A 19605-nucleotide genomic window follows, 5' to 3' on the forward strand; every position below is an offset into this window, starting at 1 on the left:
ATGCGCCGTTGGCAACCGGACGGGCGGGATGCGTCTGCTGATCATCGAGGACGAGCAGCGGATTTCCGATCTGGTCGGCGAAGCTCTGCGCCAGGCTGGTTTCGTGGTCGATGCGGTGTTCACGGCGGCCGATGGCGAAGCGGCCGTCCGGGCGAACGTGTATGACGCTGTGGTTCTGGACCTTGGCCTCCCGGACGGTGATGGCCTGCGCCTGTTGGCGGACCTGGATCGCAGACCGGACAAGCCGCCAGTGCTGGTATTGACCGCGCGGGACTCGGTGGAAGACCGAGTGGCCGGCCTGGATGCGGGGGCGGACGACTATCTGGTCAAGCCCTTCGCCATGATCGAGTTGGTGGCGCGGGTGAAGGCGCTGCTCCGTCGACCCGGCGGCGCGCTCGGCCTGAGGTTGGAGGCCGGCAACGTCGCCTTCGACACGGTAGGGCGCGATGTACAGGTGGCGGGCTTGCCTCTGCCCCTCGCGCGACAGGAACTGGCCATCCTGGAGCACCTGATGCGCCGGCTCGGTCGCGTGGCGCCCAAGGCGGTGCTTGAGGACAAGCTTTACGGCATGGGCGAGGAGTTGGAGTCGAACGCCATCCCCGTCCACGTCCACCACCTGCGCCGCAAGCTGCTGGAGGCTGGCGCCGACTGCGCCATCCATACCGTGCGGGGCGTCGGCTACTTCCTCGAGGCTGGCTGATGCGCCTGCTGCGTCCCAGATCGCTGGAAGGCAGGCTAACCATTCGACTGGGCGCGCTGCTAGTGACGGCCATGGCGGTCGGCGTCATCGCGGTCGCGCTCTCCAGCTACCACGCCGCCAAGGAGATGGGGAACGAGGCCCTGGCGGACGCCTTCGTGCGCGAGTTCCTGCGCGACGCCGCCTGGGCCTTCCCGATTCTGGCTGTGATCCTCTTGGCCGTCAGTATCTGGACCATCCGCGGCAGCCTCAGGCCGGTCCGAACGGCGTCGGAAAAGGCTGCGGCGGTCACACCGGGGAGCGTCGGCGTGCGACTGCCGGAGACGGGACTGCCGACCGAACTCCTGCCCCTGGTCGCAGCCATGAACGGCGCCCTGGGCCGGCTGGAGAAGGGCTTTGAGATTCAGCGGCAGTTCACCGCCAACGCCGCGCACGAGCTGCGCACGCCTCTGGCGATCCTGACCGCAGGATTGGAGGCCCTGCCGACGTCCCCCGAGGTGGAACGCCTTCAGCAGGACACGGAGCGGATGAACCGCTTGGTGAACCAGCTCCTGCGCGTCGCTCGGCTCGACGCCCAGCCTGTGGAGACCGGCCAGACCGTCGACCTCGGCCGAATCGCCGGTGACGTGGTGGGGCGCCTTGCGCCCTGGGCGGCGAAGAGCGGCCGGAGCCTGGCGTTCGAGCCGCCCGAGGCGCCCACCCTGGTGCGCGGCGACCAGGACGCGCTTGGGGATGCGATCCGCAACTTGGTCGAGAACGCCATCGCCCACAGTCCCGAGGGCGAAGAGGTCACCGTGCGCGTCGACGACGGAGGCTTGGTGTCTGTGGTCGATAACGGACCCGGTGTGCCTGCCGAGGCAAGAGACCGGATTTTCGATCGCTTCTGGCGCAGCCGCGAGCGCCGCAGCTCCGGGGTTGGCGCGGGCCTGGGCCTTTCCATCGTCGCCGAGATTGTGCGCGCCCACGGCGGCCGGATCACCTACGCGGACGCGCCCGGCGGCGGAGCCTGTTTCATCCTCGCCATTCCATTGCAGCCCGCTGTTCGCCAGGGAGAGACGGGCCGATGAAGTTGAGATGGATCGCGGCCGTCGCCCTACTCGTCGGCCTGCTGACCGGAGCGCTGGGCTACGCCTACACCGTGGTGCTGCCGGGCCTTTCCGTCGCTCGCCAGGAGCCGCCCGCCCTGGAAACCAATGTCGCGACCTGGCTGCTGCATCACAGCGTCCCTGCGTCGGCGAAAGCTAAGCGGAATCCGCTGGGTCGCGACGTGACGGATATCGAGGCGGGGCACATGCTGTTCCAGCAGAAGTGCGAGGTGTGCCACGCCTACGATGGCGGCGGGAAGACCGAGATCGGGGCTGGGGCCTATCCGCGCCCGCCGGTCCTGCGGGACCTGATCCCGAAGCTGTCGGACGGCGAAGTCTTCTACCATATCCGCAACGGCATCCGGAACACGGCCATGCCGGCCTGGAGCATGCCGGACCGCCAGCTCTGGCAACTCGTCGCCTACACGCGCCACCTTCCCCTGATCGCGTCGATGGAACCGCCCGCGACGCTCCAGAAGGTCAGCAGCAGCGCCCGCTACGTCGGTTCGCAGGCCTGCCAGTCCTGTCACCAGGACGTCTATGCACGCTGGTCCACGACCAAGATGGCCAATGTGGTGCGCGATCCCAGGCTTCACCCGGAAGCGGTCGTGGCGGACTTCTCCAAGCCCAACCCACTGGTCACGTTCAGCATTAAAGACGTCGATTTCGTCTATGGATCGGGCTGGAAGCAGCGCTTCTTCCACAAGGTCGGGAACACCTACATCCCCTATCCAGCCCAGTGGGACATCACCAACAAGACCTGGTCCAAGTACCATGTGCCCGACAAAGGCGGGGACTGGTGGGCGAACCACTACCCCGACCCGAAGGGCGACAACTCGGGCCGCCCGACCGGTCCACTCTGCGACGGCTGCCACTCGGTCCACTTCGACATCGCCACCAGCAAGCCGGCGGAGTGGAACGTCGGCTGTGAGATGTGCCATGGCGCGGGCTCCGAGCACGCCGCCCGCCCGACCCGCAACAACATCCTGAACCCGGCGCGCATGGATTATGTGCAGGCCAACGACACCTGCATCCAGTGCCACTCCCAGGGCCAACCGCTAAGGAACCCGATCCAGGGCAAATACTACGACTGGCCGGTGGGCTATCATGTGGGGTTGAAGCTGGCCGACTTCTGGAAGCTTGAGCCGCACAGGCTGGGCGAGCTGAGCTTCACCCACTTCCCCGACGGGACCGCTCACAAGAACCGGATGCAGGGCAACGACTTCACCCAGAGCCTGATGTATGCGCGTGGTGTGACCTGCTTCTCATGCCACGACCCGCACGGCTCGCCGAACCAGGCCATCCTACGCAAACCCATCGGCGAACTCTGCATGACCTGCCACGGCCCCAACACCCAGAACGGGCCGCATGCGATCTCGATCGAAGCCCACACCCACCACAAGCCGGGTAGTCCAGGCAGTCAGTGCGTGGCCTGCCACATGCCCCAGATCGAGCAGACCATCGCCAACGTGAACGTGGCCTCCCACACCTTCCACTTCACCACGCCGAGCATGACGGACAGCCTGAAGATCCCAAACGTCTGCAACACCTGCCACCGGGACAAGTCCACGGCGTGGGCGGCGGATGCGCTGGCGCACTGGAACGATCGCTCGCCCTGGCGGATGGCGAATTAGGGCGCGATCTGGCTCTGTCAGCGCAAATTGACGGCCGATAGGCGAGGGGGACTAAGGCAAAGCCCTATGGTCAAGCCTAAGCCCCCGCCCAATCCGTTTCGTTGGTTCGATAGTTCGCCGGGGCGCTGTCAGACCAAATTCACGCACGCTGAGTATGAAGGGTTCGCGCAGCCGCCGGTCCTCGCCAACGCCTTAATGGCGTCGATCCTTGCTGCCCAATCCAGGAAGAAGTCCTCCGAGGAGGAAGCTATGACACAGCGTGATATGTTCCGTTCCACCCCGCGGCCCTGGAACCGCGGACGCATCATTGAGCCGAAGCCGCCATTCAAAGCGAAGCATGTCTGGGCTATCGCCAGCAGTTGAAGGCCGGCGGACGGGTGCGAGATCTCGCCCTATTCGACTGCGGCATCGACGCCAAGCTACGTGGATGCGATCTCGTCAAGCTTCGGGTCAGCGATGTCGCTCCGGGCGGAGCGCTCCGACAAAGGGCGACGGTGATCCAGCAGAAGACGGCCCGGCCCGTGCCGTTCGAAATCACCGACTCCACGCGCGAGGCGCTCTCGGCGTGACTGAAGCTTCGCGGCCCTCGAGAAGACGACTGGCTGTTCCCGAGCCGCGCCCGCTTAGGCGAGCACACGAGCACCCGCCATTGCGCCCGACTCGTGCAGAAATGGGTCGCCTTGATCGACCTCGAACCGAAGGCCTATGGCGCCCACAGCCTCCGTCGGACCAAGGTCGCCATGTTGTACAAGAAGACCGGCAACCTGCGCGCCTGCCAGCTGCTACTCGGACACCGCAAGCTAGAAAGCACCGTGCGCTATCTCGGCATTGAGGTGGGTGGCGCGCTCGCGATGTCAGAGCAGGTAGATCTCTGACGCTTTCGCCCGCGGCCTCCAGGCTCGCGGGCCCTTGCCTCCACAAGCGGACGCCACGAACCGCCGTTGAGGGCGCAATCTCGCCGGCTGGACGGCGCAGCGGTTGACCGAACTGTTCGCTGCATGGGCGCGCGACCGCGCAACCTGCGCGCGACCAGGTTGCCCGCAGCCGAACTCGGCCTGCTCGACCAGGACGTCAGTGACGCCAGGATGGTCGAGGCGATGGTCGTCCATCCGATCTTGAGAACCGGCCCATCGGGAGCACGCCCAAGGGCGTCCAGCGCCACGCCCTCCGCCGATGGACAAGCTCAGCCCGCCGTGCGCGCCTTGGCCACCGCTTCGGGCGTCACTCGTCCCGGCTTGCCGCCGAAGTGGGAGACCACGTAGTTGGCGACCGCCGCCAGCTCGCCGTCGCTGTAGCCTCGGCCGAAGACCGGCATGAACACGGTCTGGCCGCGCACGCGCATGTGCGCCCCGTGCAGCATGACCTGGACCACGTTCAGGCCCGTCGGGTCGTTCACGGCCTGGCTGCCGAGGAGCGCGGCGTAAGGCGTTTGCTGGCCCTGGCCGTTCCACTGGTGGCAGCTGGCGCAGGCGCCCTCGAAGATGTGCTTGCCGAGCGCCCCGCCCGTATCGCCCGCTCCCGGCGCCCAGGCGCTGGAGGCCAGGACCGGGGCGGGTTGGAGGTCGACCTCGGTTCCTGCTTCGCCGGGCTGCGCGGGAATCTTGCGCAGGTAGGCGACCAGGGCGGCGGTGTCCTGCGGAGTGAGATATTGCAGGCTGTTCTCCACCGCCTCGCCCATCGGCCCGGCGGCCGAGCCGCGCCCGTTGGCATGGCCCGCGGCCAGATAGTCGGCGAGTTGCGCGTCGGACCAGCCGCCCACGCCGAAACGCTTGTCGGGGGTGATGTTCCAGGCCCGCCAGCCCTGCAGCTCCGCGCCGGCGAACTGGCGGTTGGCCTTCATGGCGAAGGCCAGGTTTCGGGGCGTATGGCACTCGCCGCAATGGCCAAGCGCGGTGGCCAGGTAAGCGCCGCGGTTCTCCTCGGCGCTCAGGGCCGGATCGGGCTGGAAGCGCCGGTCCTTCAGGAACACCAGGTTCCAGAACCACATGCTCCAGCGCTGGTTGAACGGGAAGGCCAGGTGGTTGGCGCGGTTGGGCTGGCGCACCGCGGGCAGGCTGAACAGGTAGGCCTTGATCGCCAGTGCATCGTCGCGGCTCATGGCGGTGTAGGAGGTGTAGGGCATCGACGGGTATAGATGCTTGCCCCCCTTGCCGACGCCCTTCCGCACGGCGTTGACGAAGTCGTCGTCGCTCCAGCTTCCGATCCCGGTCTCGCGGTCGGCGGTGATGTTGGTGGCGTACATCGTCCCGAACGGCAGCTTGAACGGCAGACCGCCGGCATAGGCCTTGCCGCCCGGTGCGGTGTGGCAGGCGACGCAGTCCGCCGCGCGCGCCAGGTATTCGCCGCGCTGCACCAACGGAGACGCCTGGGCGGCGGAGGCCGGCTGCACGCTCTGGGACGGCGCGGGCGCGGCGTCCTGGGCGTGGGCGGAGGCGCGCAGGATCGACGTCTCGTGCAGCGCGAGCGTGGATACGCCAAGCGTGACGGCGCCTAGCAGGGCGATGCGGAGGGTGGGCCGGGTCTTCACGCCTCTTCTCCCGCGTCGGATCGGCCGGAACCGGCGACCGCCGCCCCGGCGAGGACCAGGGCTCCGAGCGGCAGGGCGGTCAGCACCGCCTTCTGCGCACCCTTGTCCTGGACCAGCAGGCCGCGGTCGATGGGCAGGGTCCGGATGCGCATGCCCGTCGCCGCGAAGATGGCGTTACCGAGGGCCGGCGCGGCGATGGCGGTGCCGACCTCGCCGATGCCGCCGGGCGCCTCGCTGCTATGCACGATGTGGACTTCCAGCGGCGGGGTCTCGTTCATCCGCATCATGCGGTAATCGTTGAAGTTGCTCTGCTGGACCGCCCCGCCTTCATAGGTGATCTGACTGTAGAGCGCGCCGGTCCAGCCGAACACCAGGCCGCCCTGGATCTGGGCCTCGACCGTGTTGGGATTGACCACCATCCCGCAGTCCACGGCGCTGACCGACCGGAGCAGACGGATCTCGCCCTGGGCCGAGACCTCGATCTCGACCATGGTGCAGACATGGCTGCCGAAGGGCGAGGCGACCGCCACTCCGCGCCCGATACGCCCGCCGGAGCGTGGCGAGTCCCAGCCCATCTTCTCCGCGGCCAGGTTCAGCACGCCCAGCACGCGGGGGTTCTTCTGCAGCAAGGCCCGGCGGTAGGCGACCGGGTCCTTGCCGGCCGCATGGGCGCACTCGTCGATGAAGCTCTCGACCTTGAATAGGTTGTGGGTCGGTCCCACCCCACGCCACCAGCCGACCGCCATGCCGTTGGGCATGTCGTGGCGCACCCATTCCACCCGCAGGTTGGGGAAGTCGTAGGGCGGCTCGGCGGAGCCCTCCACCGTGTCGCTGTCCAGGCCGTCCTTGCGCAGCCCTGCCGGCACCCAGCGGCGCATGACCGACTCGCTGGTCACCCGGTCGGTCCAGGCCACCGGCAGGCCGTCGCCGCCGAGCACGGCGCCGATGCGGTCGTGATAGGCCGGGCGCGGCACGTCGTGCTGGATGTCCTGCTCGCGGGTCCAGATCACCTTCACCGGATAGCCGAGCGGCTTGGCGATCCGCACCGCCAGGCGCACCGAATCCTCCTCCAGCCGCCGGCCGAAACCGCCGCCGAGATAGTGGTTGTGCAAGATGATCTTGTCGGCCGGCAGGCCCGTGACCGCCGCGGCGGCGTCGACGCAACGCACCGGCACCTGGGTTCCGACCCAGATTTCGCAGGCGTCCGGGCGCACGTGCACCAGCGCGTTCAACGGCTCCATCGGCGCATGGGCCAGCATCGGCACTTGGTAGACCGCATCGAGCCTGTGGCCGCCGCCGCGGCCGACGTCGCCGACCTCGCGCGCCACCAGCGCCTTGCCATTCAGGGAGCTGTCGTCCAGGCCTTTGAACAGGGCCGCCGTGGAGAAGTCGGCGTGCTCGCCCCCGTCCCACTCGATCTTGAGGGCGTCGGCCCCAGTCTTGGCGGCCCAGAAGTGATCGCCGCTGACGGCGACCGCGTCGTCCAGATGGATCACGTCGCGCACGCCCGGAACGGCGCGGGCGGCGCTGTCGTCCACAGACTTCACGCGACCGCCATAGATCGGGCATTGCACCACGACGGCGATCTTCATTCCCGGCGTGCTTGCATCCATGCCGTAGATGGCGGAACCGTCCACCTTCGCCGCCGTGTCGAGCCGGCGGAACGATTTGCCGATGAGGGCGAAGTCCTTGGGGTCCTTCAGCGTCACCTTGGGCGGCACAGGCTGGCGGGCGGCGGCCTCGGCCAGTTCGCCGTAAGTTGCGGTGCGGCCGCTGGCGGCGTGATGAACCACCCCGCGCTCCACCGTGCAGGCTGCCGGATCGACGCTCCAATTCTTGGCCGCCGCGCCAACCAGCATGACGCGCGCCACCGCGCCCGCCTCGCGCAACACCTGCCAGGCCGCCCGCGTCGAAGTAGAGCCGCCGGTCGCCTGCATCTTCAAAGCGGGCATGGCGTACAACGCTTCGTTGGGCGGCGCGTGCTCGAGCACGACCTGATCCAAGCCGATGTCGAGTTCCTCCGCCATCAGCGTGGCCTCACCGGTATAGACGCCCTGTCCCATCTCCACGTTCGGCATCACCAGGCGGACGGGGCCCGCCCGATCGATGCGGATGAAGGCGTTGGGGGCGAAGGCCGGGGCGCCGTCTGCAGCTGCAGCGGCGGGATCGCCGGCCTGGGGCCTCGCGTCGGCCATGGCCTGCGCTCGCCCGCCGCGCAGGATGGTGAAGGCCAGGGTGAACCCGCCGCCGGCCAGCATCAGGTCGCGGCGGTTGAGAGCCAGCGGCGCGTTCATGACTGCGCTCCGGGGCCCGCAGGCGCGGCGATGGGAACGGTCGGCATGGCCGTGGTTCGTCCGGTGGCGGCGAGCTTGATCGCCTCGCGGATGCGGGCGTAGGTCCCGCAGCGGCAGATGTTGCCCGACATGGCCGCATCGATGTCGGCGTCGGTCGGATCGGGCGTATGCGTCAGCAGGGCCGCTGCGCTCATCACCTGGCCGGATTGACAGTAGCCGCACTGGACCACCTCGATCTCGAGCCAGGCCTGCTGTACCTTTTGTCCCGCCGGGGTCTGGCCCACGGCCTCCACCGTCGTCACCGGACGCGAGCCCAGCGCGGAAACCGGCAGTACGCAGGACCGCATCGCCTGGCCCGCCACATGCACGGTGCAGGCGCCGCACTGGGCGACGCCGCAGCCGAACTTGGTGCCCGTCAGGCCGACCACGTCGCGCAGCACCCACAGCAGGGGCATGTCCGGCGGGACGTCCACGTCATGGCTCTGTCCGTTGACGTTGAGGGTGAACATCGTCCCAGCCTCCCGAACGCGATACGCCGGCCGTACAATCGGCCACCGTGCCTTAGCCATCCCGCAAAATCAGCATGAGGTCGCCGCCCAAGTCCAGCTTATTGCGTTACGAATTCCGACTGCATAGTGCAGCAAAATTGGCTGTCGAAATGTGAGCAACCAGGATTTGAAGGAGATGAACTCATTTTAAGCGCCCGAATTAAATATCTACCCAGCGATTTAGGACGCGCTATGCCTGGGATCGGATTTCATCGCCGGCCGCGAAGAGACGCATTGGGCGAAGGTGACGATATAAAGACTCGCGCTGGTACCTGCGAGACCAAGCGGAAACCAGCTTTCAAAAGCCGTTTCTTGCGCACCGTCCAGGCGACCGATGCATAAGCTCCCCATTGTCCGGAACCGGAAAGGGGTCACATGTCCGAAATGGGCGCATTTTTGCCGTCGCTGGGTTGATCACTAATTTCGTGAGACGCGTGTTAAGTCGACAGTACTGATGTCGCCGACGATGAGATCAGCCCGTCGGCTTGGCCGCACGTCGTGCATACGCGCCGGGAGGCATGCCGCGGATTCGCCGGAAGGCCGCCCCGAACGACTTCTCCGAGTCGTAGCCGACCGAGTGCGCGACGGCCGATACCGTCAGGCCTGTCGACGCTAGGCGCTCCGCAGCGAGGCTCATGCGCCATCTGATGACGTAGTCCATTGGCGGAAGACCGACGGCTTGCCGAAAGCGCGTTGCAAACACCGTCCTCGACATGGCGGCCTCCGAAGCGAGCTCGCCCAGCGTCCAGCGCTTGGCCGGTTCGCGATGGACGGCCCCGATCGCCGCACGCAGCCCGCGGTCGCCAAGCGCGACCAGCCAGTTCGCGGCCCCTGCGGGCGCGGCGTCCAGATGGGAGCGGATGAGCTGGACCAGCAGCATGGTCGCGATCTGCTGGGCGACGAGGTCGCCTCCCGGCCTATCGGTTTTCATCTCCTCGCGTAGCCGGTCGATGCACCATCTCACGACCGCATGGTTGGCTTTGTCCGTTGCGCGGACAACAGGCGGCAGCGCGTCCAGGAGGACAGCGGCGTGGTCGTCGGCGAGCTGGAAATAGCCTCCGAGGCTCAGAAAGTCCCCGCCGCCGTTCAGGATCGCGATACGGCCGTCCCGCGCAGGCGATACGAGGGTGCGTCCGTCGATGGGCGGCAAGGACAGGTCGTTGGCGAAGTGGAACGGGCGTCCCCGGGTCAGCAGGACGCAGTCGCCCGCGCGTAGAAGAATCGGATCGCCTGCGTCCTCCACCACGAGCCAGCACTGGCCGGATACGATGGCTTGGAACTTGACGCCGTCCGTCGCGCCGAAGCCAACGGCCCAGGATCCGCCAGCGTCAAGACCGCCTGAGACGTAGGCCTTGAGCCGAACCAATGACAGGACGGAAGACAGCGGATCCATTGAAGCTCCGTACGATCGAATACCAAAACCGGATGCCAGGGTGTCGACCGTATCGCGCTTCTCGCACAATTTCCAGGTGCTGGCGGGGACCCTAGGTCCGACCGGCGAAGGCGGCAGGGAACGGAATGAAGGTGTTTGTCACCGGCGCGACCGGGTTTATCGGCTCAGCGGTCACCAGCGAACTCCTGCGCGCCGGGCACGAGGTTGCGGGTCTGGTGCGGTCCAGCGAGTCCGCCGAACGGCTGAAGGGCATGGGCGCCACGCCCGTCAGCGGGTCGGTCGAAGATCTCGACGTACTCAAACGCGCCGCCGCCGACGCCGACGGCGTGATCCACACCGCCTTCTTCCATGGCTTCTCCCAGCCGAGCCTCGGCACGCGGCTGGGAATCATCTTCGGCGGCAGCCCGGCCGGAATCGTGGGCCGCTTCATGACCGCCGCTGTTGAAGCGGACCGGCGGGCGATCGAGACGTTCGGATCGGCGTTGCGAGGGCGCGACAGCGCCTTGGTCATCGCCTTCCCGACGATGGCGATGCGCCAGGGCGGGTTCGCCGACGAGGATGACCTTGCAGACCCGCGCGCGGCCGGCGGCGTCAGGGCCCGCTCTGAGCAGACGACGCTGGCCCTAGCTTCCGCTGGGCTGCGGGCCTGCGTGGTGCGTCTGCCACCGTCGGTTCACGACGAGACGAAGCTCGGGCTCGTCACGCAGCTCGTGACGATCGCTCGCAAGAAAGGCGTTTCCGCCTTCGTCGGAGACGGCGCCAATCGGTGGGGCGCAGGGCATCGACTCGACGCGGCGCACCTGTTCCGGCTTGCGATCGAGGGAGGCGAAGCCGGTGGCCGCTATCACGCCGCCGCTGAGAACATGCCGTTCCGCGCCATCGCCGAGACGGTCGGCCGCGACGTAGGCGTTCCGGTTCGGAGCATGTCGCCCGAGGAGGCGAAGCGCCACTTCGGTTGGCTCACCCCCTTCGTCGCCGCCGACAATCCCGTGTCGAGCCAGAAGACACAGGCGCGGCTGTCTTGGCGGCCGCAAAACCCGTCTCTGCTTCCCGACCTCGCCGCGCACCTCCGCCGTCCCGTCCGCTGACACTGCACCGATCAAGCGGCTGGTGAACCACGCCCGCCCAGCCGCAATCGAGGAGAGAACCCATGAAGATCAAGTCCACCGCGCCGATCGCGCTCGCCCTGGCCCTTGCGGCCGTCAATCCCGCCATGAGCAAGGTCGTGAAGACCGGCGTGCCGGGCATGCTGCTGGACCACGATGTGGCGGTGACCATGTCCGACGGCGTCCGGCTCAGCGTCAACGTGTACCGACCGGACAAGCCGGGCCGGTATCCGGTGCTGATGCTGATGGGGCCTTACGGCAAGGACACGCCCATGGCGGACGCGCCCGCGTACAAGACATCGTGGGCCAAGCTTGTCGCAAAGTATCCCGACCTGTGCGGCAAGTCGTCGTGTCGCTTCATTCGCTTCGAGGCGCCCGATCCCGAACGGTGGGTGCCGAATGGCTACATCGTCGTCCACGCCGACGTGCGGGGCGCGGGCAAATCGCTGGGCATGCTCGATCCCCTTTCGCCGCGCGAGACGGAGGACTTCGCGACCTTGATCACCTGGGCGGCGCACCAGTCGTGGAGCAACGGCAAGGTCGGTCTGCTCGGCACCTCCTACCAGGCGATCAACCAGTATCAGGTCGCAGCGCGCCAGCCGCAGGGCCTTGCCGCCATCCTCCCGTGGGAGGGTGCGTTCGATGAATATCGCGAGATCGCCTACGCCGGCGGCATGTTGAACGTCGCCTGGAAGTTCTGGTTCGACAACCAGGTGGCGACAAACCAGAACGGCCAAGCCGCCTCGCCGCTGGTCGACATGAACACGGGCGAGAAGAGCACTGGGTCGCCATTGCCCGAGCCTCTCCTGAAGCAGAACCGGACGGCGCCCATCGAGGCCATCGCCAGCCATCCGTTCGACGGCGCCTACTATGCCGAGCGCCATGCTGATCCTAGCCGCATCACCGTTCCCATGCTGGTGGTCGCCAACTGGGCGGGCTGGAGCACGGCGGGCTACCTGGCGGCGCCTGGTCCGAACAAATGGCTGCGCATCGAGAGTGGGGATCACCTGTCGCCCTTCTATTCGGACGAGTCGATCGCGGTTCAGAAGCGGTTCTTCGACCATTTCCTCAAGGACGCCGACAACGGTTGGGACAAGGAGCCGAAGGTCGAAATCCAGGTCCGGCGCCCGGATGGCGCGACCTGGCGAGCGGAGACCGCGTGGCCGATTCCATCGACCCGTTGGCAGCGCTTCAACCTCGACGCCTCGGCCGGCTCAATGAGCCCCGAGGCGGTCGGGGCGGCCTCCAGCAAGAGCTATCCCGGTCTTGCCGGCGGTCTGACGTTCACCACTACGCCCTTCGAGCGGGAGACTGAGTTCACCGGGCCGGTCGGTGTTCACGTCTGGGTCGCCTCCTCTTTGAACGACATGGATGTCTTCGCTGCGGTCAGGCTGATCGACCCACAGGGGCGCGACGTAGCGTTCATGGGCAATAGTGATGCCAATGTTCCGCTCGCCATAGGGTTCCTGCGCGTCTCGCACAGGGCCGTCGATCCGGCGAGGTCAACCGAATGGATGCAATACCATCCGCACACGGGCGCAGACCCTATGCAGCCCGGCGAGTTCTACCCCGTCGATCTCGAGTTCGCCAACCCGATGAGCATCGTCGTGCCCAAGGGCTATCGCCTCGCGCTGACGATCGGCGGTAAGGATTTCGGCTACCCGCCGGGCTCGAACACCGTGCATGCGAACGACTATCCCATGCCGAACACGGAAAATTCCGGTCTGTATTTCGCGGCGCATCCCAACCGCGACCCGAAACTGTATGGAGGGACGAACATGATCGCTACAGGAGGGGATCGCCCCTCCTACCTGCTGCTGCCGAGAATCGGCGATTGATTTTAGCGACCGATCGCCCAGCCTCGTGAGCGTGAGCTTTGAATCAACTACCATTCAAGTCCGGTGTTGGGATTGGTTATTGTGGCTGAATAGTCCAAGCAACCGCCATTAGAGTCGGCCTGAGCGAGAAGTTCAAGGGCGCTCGAATGTCGGAATTCTGGAGGACAGCGGATGTCGGATATCGGCGCTTTAGTGGCCGCCAGCGACCCAGGAGATACCGGCGCGGCCTAGTTCTTCCGCCAACGCGCCTTCTAGCTCTAGTGCCTCCCAACGCCGCAACGGGTTGAGGTGGTCCACCAAGTCGGGCAGTAGGCGCACGCCGAAGCGATTGACCTCGCGGCTGGCCTTGTAGCCCGTCTTATGTTGATCAAAACGTTGGTCAGGGTCACGTGAGGTCTCCCCAACGTACAGGCCCCATCTGCAAGCGCGTCGGGGGTCTTCTAGCAGCGCAATGTAGACGTGGTGGTTTGCGCCCCGACTGTTTGCGGTTGTTGCATGCAACCGTAGCGTGGCTCGGCGGGCTGTAGCCATCCAATCTGGCGGAGGACGGGACATGCATACCTTCTGGAGGAGCGCCGGGTCGCGGGCGCCCTCTGCTCTTAGCAGTCGCGCCGAATCCCGCCGCCGGCAATGTCCGGATTCGAGAAGCCGTAATCTCGTCTGAACGCCCCCAAAGCCGCCAGTGAGGCCGCCCCAACCGTCGGGCTCATAGCGATCTGGACGGCCGGAGTCTGGCAGAAATGGCCGGTCCATTGTGGGCGCTATCTCGCCGGCAGGCCATCTTCCAAGCTCGTACGGTTAGTTGTCAACGCCAGCCGAGCGCCGGGGCGACGTGGGTTAGAATGGCCTCGATGACGTGGCTGTTATAGGCCACGCCGAGCTGGTTGGGCACGGTGAGGAGAAGCGTGTCCGCTTCCGCGATGGCCTCGTCGGCGTGAAGCTGCTCGACTAGGACGTCCGGCTCGGCGGCGTAGGAGCGTCCGAACACGGCGCGCATGTTGTCGATGACGCCAATCTGATCGTTGCTGTCGCCGCGTCCGAAATAGGCGCGGTCGCGATCGTTCATAAGGGCGAAGATCGATCGCGAGACCGACACGCGCGGTTCGCGAGCATGACCGGCTTCCTTCCACGCCTGGCGGTAGATCCGGATCTGTTTGGCCTGCTGAACGTGGAAAGGTTCGCCGCTTTCGTCCGCCTTCAGGGTCGAGCTCTGAAGGTTTACGCCTCTCTGGGCAGCCCAGACGGCGGTGCTGTTCGATCCTGAGCCCCACCAGATACGCTCGCGCAGCCCCGGCGAATGCGGCTCCAGGCGCAAGAGTCCCGGCGGGTTGGGGAACATGGGGCGCGGATTGGGCTGGGCGAAGCCCTGGCCCTTGAGCAGCTCCAGGAAGACCTCGGCGTGGCGGCGGCCCATGTCGGCGTCGTTCTCGCCCTCGGCCGGGGCGTAGCCGAAGTGGCGCCATCCCTCGATCACCTGCTCGGGCGAGCCGCGGCTGATGCCGAGCTGCAGCCGCCCGCCGCCGATCAGATCGGCGGCGCCGGCGTCCTCGGCCATGTAGAAGGGGTTCTCGTAGCGCATGTCGATGACGCCGGTGCCGATCTCAATGCGACGGGTCTTGGCGCCCACCGCGGCCAGCAGGGGGAAGGGCGAGCCGAGCTGCTGGGCGAAATGATGGACGCGGAAGTACGCTCCATCAGCCCCGAGCTCCTCGGCCGCCATGGCTAGGTCGATCGATTGCAGGAGCACGTCGCCGGCCGAGCGTGTCGCCGACTGCGGGGAGTTCGACCAGTGGCCGAAGGATAGGAAGCCGATCTTCTTCATGGACGGCACATATGGGGCAACTTGGCGCGGGCGATAGAGCGCGTCGGGCAATGGTGCGTTTCCAGCATGAGCACACGGCCCTTGGTTGCATGAGGCGCCCTGCTGAGGCGCCTCGCTTTTTACTGGCCAACACGGTCTTCCGTTGGTACCGCCCCTTATGATCGAACCTCACCCATCCGGCGGCTATATCTTGGAAGAGTTGGCCATCGGGATGGCCGCGGAAAAGCGCCTTACGGTGACTGAAGATCGGATCGAGCAATTCGCCGAGGCGTCCGACGACTTCAATCCCGTGCACATGGACGAAGCCTTTGCGTCCAAGACCGCGTATCGCGGCCGGATAGCGCATGGCTTGCTGTCAGCCTCGTTCGGATCTGCCGTCGTTGGCACGATTTTACCTGGGGCGGGTGCGATTTATCTCAGCCAAACCCTGGCCTTTCATAGGCCAGTGCGCGTCGGCGACATTGTCGTAACTCGCATGACCATCACCGCGATTGACGAGTTGAGCGCGCGGGTCGTTCTACGCGGCGAAGCCTTTGTCGGTGACGAACTGGTCATGGATGGCGACGCCACGGTTCGAGTCCCGCGTCGACGACGCAAGATCTGACGGACAACGCGGGGAGCCAGAAGGGCGCTGCAACCGATTCGCGCCACCTTTGCCGACGTTTAGGGACGGCTGCTACGGAGCTGTGTTCGTGGGTCTGCATGACTCCGAGAGGCTCTGTCAGCTTAAATGTACCTTGCGGTGACCGCGGTCGGGGGTAGGGAAGGGTATGCCCCGCCGGAAGCCTCCGCCCAACCCGTTTCGCTGGTTCGACTCATCGCCTGAGGTGATCCGGCTGGTGGTGATGCTTTACGTCAAATACCCGTTGTCGCTGAGGAACGTGGAAGACCTGCTACACGAGCGGGGTATCGATATCTGCCACGAGACGGTGAGGCTGTGGTGGACCCGTTTCGGTCCGATGTTCGCCAACGAGATCCGCAAAAAGCGGGTCGAGGCGATGCGCCAGCATACCCACTGGCGGTGGCATTTGGACGAGGTCTACGTCCGCATCAACGGCGAGATGCGCTATCTCTGGCGAGCGGTGGACCACGAGGGCGAGGTGCTGGAATCCTTTGTCACTAAGGAACGGGACAAGGCCGCTGCCCTGAAGTTCATCAAGAAGGCCATGAAGCGTCATGGCCGACCCAAGGCCATCGTCACCGACGGCCTACGCTCCTACGGCGCCGCCCTGAAGGAGATCGGCGGGACCGAGCGCCAGGAGGTTGGCCGTTGGGCCAACAACCGGGCTGAGAACTCACACCAGCCGTTCCGACGACGAGAGCGAGCCATGCTGAGGTTTCGGAGGATGAAAACACTTCAGACCTTCGCCTCGGTGCACGGGACCGTGCACAATCATTTTAGCCAGGAGCGCCACCTCGTCAGCCGCACAACCTACAAAGACCGACGCTCAGCCGCCCTGGCCGAGTGGCGGCAGGTTGTTGGGTAGAGCTCGCTCGGGTTTGGGGGAGCTACGTCCAAGCGGAGACGAGTTCGCCTTGGACTGACAGCACCCGCTTTTGAGATCGAGCGTATTAACGTCTCGCGCCGACCGAGCCCCGCACGGCCCTAAAGCCGGCGACACAGCGGGCGGCGCGAAAACAAAAGCTACCACGCTTTCGGCGGAAATCCCAGCATTTACAACCATAGACGAAGAAAAACTGAAATCATCGTGGGTCGTTGTAAATATCTATAGGCAATACCGAACATATTTTATTGGTAATGCAATGACGCGCGTACACCAAAGGTGCGCGGAGGGGATAGTATCGCAGTGTTGATGGCGCCATGGACCGTGTATTGTTGGATCGTGGAGTTGGCTACGTTGTTGACAAACAAGCCAATTTTCCATTTTCCTTGAGGCTCATTATAGGTAAGCGATAAATCTCCGGTGAAATAACTGGGCTGCAGATCGCTGGCCGGCACCAATTGGACTGCCGTAAACGAGGCTGTTTGATAGTGGCCTGTTCCGTTGAATTCGACTGAACCGCCGTTTCCGAGATTGAATGTCTGAATGAGAGTGGGGCTCACAACCCAGGTTGGCGAATTCGGTGGCGTCAATCCCGCACAATTGATTTGATGACCGCCCGGAACAGTCGCGGTCTGACAAAGTGTGCCTGGGGTGGGAGCGCCGGCTTGGACGTATTCAAATTGCTGGAATCTCGCATGAAGGTACTGAACGTCCACGCCCAATTGCGTGGTCGGAGTAAGGCGGTATTTAGTGTCCAGTTCTGCGCCGTGCTCTTTGGTCGACCCCGCGTTCACAGTGGCAAAGATTTGATTATTTTTGCTATCGAACGTCGAATACGACAGCTGTTGATTTGAATAATCCCACCCGAACACCTCAAAATTGAGCTGGAGCTTATTATCGAAAAATCTGTTCTTCGTGCCTAGAGTGTAAGCAATCACGTCTTCCGGCTGGAAGGCGCCGTTGTCGGCCGTAAAATAGAACCCGCCGGACCGGAAACTGGTCGCGACCGTGCCGTACACCATGGAGCTCGGCGTGATATCGTATTGACCGCCGACGCGCCAAGTCAACTTATCAGCCGTGGCGCTATCATTATCTCTGATGATGGGCGGGCTGGCGATAAACGGGTTATACAAGGTACCGTTCAGAGTTTTGGTCTCATCCGTATACCGTATTCCGCCCAGTATCGTGAACTGACTCGTGGGATGCAAATTGATGTCGGTAAAGACGGCTTTGGAATCGGTTCCGCTAGAATAATTTTGCTGATTACCCAATCCATTGCGATTGTCGATTTGCTCATTCGCATCGGCAATATCATGTAAATAGTAAACACCGACGATGTATCGCAGAAATCCGGTGTCTTTCGAGGCAAAGCGGGCTTCGACGCTCTCCTGATTGTTGGTTTCGTCGTCCTTTTCGGAGGAGCCGTAGGGGGTGTTGAAAAAGATGTGATCGTTTCGATAAGCCGGCAGAACGGTGAAGGTCCCGTAGTCTGTCGTCCAATTGATCTCAGCTTTCAAGCCGCCGTACCTGTTATCCTGGAAGGCATAGCCAGTCGGAAAGGGTTCAAGACCCTTGCTCGTCAGAAGGGCTGCGGCGCGGGGATCCTCGAGGGAGATTCTTTGACTTGGCGAATAGCCGGTTCCATTGACCAAGGCGAACCCTGAGCCCTGACCGCCCTGTTTGACCATGTCCCCGCTGAGCAAAATGGAAAGCGTGCTGGTAGGGCGGTACAGAGCTTCGATGCGACCCGACTGAGTATCGTCGTCCCCCAAGCCTTCGGTCTCGTAACCTGAATGGGATGTCGTCTGAAATGCGGCCCGTACGGCCAAGTCGTCATTGATCGGCAAGTTTACGGCGGCGTTGGCCGTCACAGCGTTGTAATTGCCGTATGACACGCCGGCGTCGGCGGAAAATACCTGATTTGGTTTTTGCGGAATGAAGTTGATCGCGCCGGCCGTTGCATTTCGACCGTACAGGGTGCCTTGCGGACCTTCCAGAACTTCCACGCGCGCCAGGTCGAAGAACTGACCGTTGACGCCATATTGGCGGGCTATCGGGACACCGTCGATCGAAAGCGACACGGCGCTGTCGCTCAAAGAGTTGGTTGCGAAAGAACCGGCGCCGCGGACGAAGAATACGGGATATGGCCCCGCCGCTTGGCCGATCTGAACAGAAGGCACCACCTGCGTGAGCCCCGTGACATCGGTCACGTTGTGCGCCGCAAGGGCACTACCGGTGACTGTGTCGATGGCGATCGGCGCTTTCTGTACGTTCTCGGAGCGGCGTTGGGCCGTTACGACGATTTCTTGCAGGCCGACGGACGGCCCGGCGGCGGCCGGAACATTGGCGCTAGGCGCATTTGCGCTGGCTCCCGATGCAGGCGCGCCAAATCTAGCCGGGGTATCTTGAGTTGTTTGAGCGCAAGCTATGGATGCCCATGCGGTCAGGAGCAACGCAGAGGTGCCAAATAGATAGTTTTTCATGGATTTCGAAAATTCCCCCTATTGAGGCTAATACCTCGGACGCGTGCTTTCGCACGTCTACGTCAATGAATGGGAGACGAGGGGGCTGATAGTCAAACGACTAAGGGGCCGGCTTGGATGAGCCTTTGTCATGCAGGGCGCGATGCGCGCCGTGTCTGCGAGGCCGCAAATAGCTGCGCAAAAGTTTGAGCGTCGCTTGACGTGGTGGTGTGGAGAAGCCGGCGTGGGTGGTGAGGAAGCATTGGGCTGAGAACCGGGCCCTTGAATTCAGGATCGCTCTGCCGGCGTACGCCCGGAGACGTTTGAGCTTTGGTCACTCAAGCCTCGCGTCAAAATCGATTGACCGCTTGACCGCTCGCCTTGATCTTCTTCTCAATAACGAAAACACTGCCGGCGCCGACATATAGCGGGACGCTCAGCACGTTGCCTTAGGGGGATGAGCTTGCAACTAAAGCTTCTGCGGTGAGCCGCGTCTTGTCCGGGCGCCAGCGCCGCGGTGGTATCCGCCTTCGCCCAGATAGCGGCGCCTTCGGCTGCATCATCTGCGGCCGCCCAGCCTGGAGCTCCGGCTTCGGGTCCGGCGGCGCGGACCTCAGCCAAGATTTCGCTGCGATGACCTATAGGGAGGGGGCTCAATACAATATTATGCCCACGGCGCGCGAGTGAAGGCCTA

Annotated in this window: 13 protein-coding genes and 1 pseudogene; 8 read left to right on the plus strand and 6 right to left on the minus strand. The window is 64.6% G+C overall.

Annotated elements, in window-relative coordinates; translation table 11 throughout:
- Positions 1-28: 28 nt before the first annotated feature.
- The 4 genes and pseudogenes from GSQ87_RS04000 (at position 29) to GSQ87_RS04015 (ending at position 4291) form a co-directional block, all read left to right on the plus strand.
- Positions 29-700, plus strand: a complete 672-nt coding sequence (locus GSQ87_RS04000; protein ID WP_158913445.1) for a response regulator transcription factor — start codon at positions 29-31, stop codon at positions 698-700.
- Complete coding sequence (locus tag GSQ87_RS04005) at positions 700-1764, plus strand: cell wall metabolism sensor histidine kinase WalK (RefSeq protein WP_158913446.1); 1065 nt, start codon at positions 700-702, stop codon at positions 1762-1764. Before GSQ87_RS04000 ends, GSQ87_RS04005 begins: the two co-directional genes overlap by 1 nt.
- On the plus strand, positions 1761-3416 hold the full coding sequence (locus GSQ87_RS04010; RefSeq protein ID WP_158913447.1) for a c-type cytochrome: 1656 nt from the start codon (positions 1761-1763) through the stop codon (positions 3414-3416). The genes GSQ87_RS04005 and GSQ87_RS04010 overlap by 4 nt, the downstream gene beginning before the upstream one ends.
- A 249-nt stretch (positions 3417-3665) precedes the next feature.
- Positions 3666-4291, plus strand: a pseudogene (locus tag GSQ87_RS04015) (tyrosine-type recombinase/integrase).
- A 308-nt stretch (positions 4292-4599) separates the two neighbouring features.
- On the opposite strand, the gene GSQ87_RS04020 reads toward GSQ87_RS04015, so the two are convergent.
- From GSQ87_RS04020 to GSQ87_RS04035, 4 genes are all read right to left on the minus strand, one after another.
- The gene (locus GSQ87_RS04020; protein WP_216838972.1) at positions 4600-5943 is read right to left on the minus strand and encodes a cytochrome c; all 1344 of its coding nucleotides are present in this window, start codon (positions 5941-5943) and stop codon (positions 4600-4602) included.
- Positions 5940-8237, minus strand: a complete 2298-nt coding sequence (locus GSQ87_RS04025; RefSeq protein WP_158913449.1) for a xanthine dehydrogenase family protein molybdopterin-binding subunit — start codon at positions 8235-8237, stop codon at positions 5940-5942. The genes GSQ87_RS04020 and GSQ87_RS04025 overlap by 4 nt, the downstream gene beginning before the upstream one ends.
- On the minus strand, positions 8234-8746 hold the full coding sequence (locus GSQ87_RS04030) for a (2Fe-2S)-binding protein (RefSeq protein ID WP_158913451.1): 513 nt from the start codon (positions 8744-8746) through the stop codon (positions 8234-8236). Before GSQ87_RS04030 ends, GSQ87_RS04025 begins: the two co-directional genes overlap by 4 nt.
- A gap of 511 nt (positions 8747-9257) precedes the next feature.
- The gene (locus tag GSQ87_RS04035; protein ID WP_216838974.1) at positions 9258-10247 is read right to left on the minus strand and encodes an AraC family transcriptional regulator; all 990 of its coding nucleotides are present in this window, start codon (positions 10245-10247) and stop codon (positions 9258-9260) included.
- Positions 10248-10303: 56 nt separating this feature from the next.
- Between GSQ87_RS04035 and GSQ87_RS04040 the strand changes: the two genes are divergently transcribed.
- Entirely contained in the window at positions 10304-11266 is a 963-nt protein-coding gene (locus tag GSQ87_RS04040) for an SDR family oxidoreductase (protein WP_158913453.1), read from the plus strand.
- A gap of 137 nt (positions 11267-11403) precedes the next feature.
- Positions 11404-13122, plus strand: coding sequence for a CocE/NonD family hydrolase (locus GSQ87_RS04045; RefSeq protein ID WP_216838976.1), 1719 nt, complete (start codon positions 11404-11406; stop codon positions 13120-13122).
- 805 nt (positions 13123-13927) lie between these two features.
- Here GSQ87_RS04045 and GSQ87_RS04050 read toward each other — a convergent pair.
- Complete coding sequence (locus tag GSQ87_RS04050) at positions 13928-14944, minus strand: LLM class flavin-dependent oxidoreductase (RefSeq protein WP_158913457.1); 1017 nt, start codon at positions 14942-14944, stop codon at positions 13928-13930.
- Positions 14945-15101: 157 nt separating this feature from the next.
- Between GSQ87_RS04050 and GSQ87_RS04055 the strand changes: the two genes are divergently transcribed.
- Positions 15102-15548 (plus strand): MaoC family dehydratase, encoded by a 447-nt coding sequence (locus GSQ87_RS04055; RefSeq protein ID WP_158913459.1) that lies wholly within the window; start codon positions 15102-15104, stop codon positions 15546-15548.
- A 166-nt stretch (positions 15549-15714) separates the two neighbouring features.
- Positions 15715-16431: an IS6 family transposase gene (locus GSQ87_RS04060; RefSeq protein WP_158913461.1), complete on the plus strand. Its 717-nt coding sequence runs from the start codon at positions 15715-15717 to the stop codon at positions 16429-16431.
- 263 nt (positions 16432-16694) lie between these two features.
- On the opposite strand, the gene GSQ87_RS04065 is transcribed toward GSQ87_RS04060, so the two are convergent.
- Entirely contained in the window at positions 16695-18932 is a 2238-nt protein-coding gene (locus GSQ87_RS04065; protein WP_158913463.1) for a TonB-dependent receptor, read from the minus strand.
- Positions 18933-19605 lie beyond the last annotated feature (673 nt).

This window comes from Caulobacter sp. S45 (assembly GCF_009765965.1).
Classification (GTDB): Bacteria; Pseudomonadota; Alphaproteobacteria; order Caulobacterales; family Caulobacteraceae; genus CAHJWH01.

What these genes read in the sequence shown, in the direction of transcription:
- GSQ87_RS04000 (WP_158913445.1), top strand. Translation starts at nt 29, where the DNA reads ATGCGTCTGCTGATCATCGAGGACGAGCAGCGGATTTCCGATCTGGTC.
- GSQ87_RS04005 (WP_158913446.1), top strand. Translation starts at nt 700, where the DNA reads ATGCGCCTGCTGCGTCCCAGATCGCTGGAAGGCAGGCTAACCATTCGA.
- GSQ87_RS04010 (WP_158913447.1), top strand. Translation starts at nt 1,761, where the DNA reads ATGAAGTTGAGATGGATCGCGGCCGTCGCCCTACTCGTCGGCCTGCTG.
- GSQ87_RS04025 (WP_158913449.1), bottom strand. Translation starts at nt 8,237, where the DNA reads ATGAACGCGCCGCTGGCTCTCAACCGCCGCGACCTGATGCTGGCCGGC.
- GSQ87_RS04030 (WP_158913451.1), bottom strand. Translation starts at nt 8,746, where the DNA reads ATGTTCACCCTCAACGTCAACGGACAGAGCCATGACGTGGACGTCCCG.
- GSQ87_RS04040 (WP_158913453.1), top strand. Translation starts at nt 10,304, where the DNA reads ATGAAGGTGTTTGTCACCGGCGCGACCGGGTTTATCGGCTCAGCGGTC.
- GSQ87_RS04050 (WP_158913457.1), bottom strand. Translation starts at nt 14,944, where the DNA reads ATGAAGAAGATCGGCTTCCTATCCTTCGGCCACTGGTCGAACTCCCCG.
- GSQ87_RS04055 (WP_158913459.1), top strand. Translation starts at nt 15,102, where the DNA reads ATGATCGAACCTCACCCATCCGGCGGCTATATCTTGGAAGAGTTGGCC.
- GSQ87_RS04060 (WP_158913461.1), top strand. Translation starts at nt 15,715, where the DNA reads ATGCCCCGCCGGAAGCCTCCGCCCAACCCGTTTCGCTGGTTCGACTCA.
- GSQ87_RS04065 (WP_158913463.1), bottom strand. Translation starts at nt 18,932, where the DNA reads ATGAAAAACTATCTATTTGGCACCTCTGCGTTGCTCCTGACCGCATGG.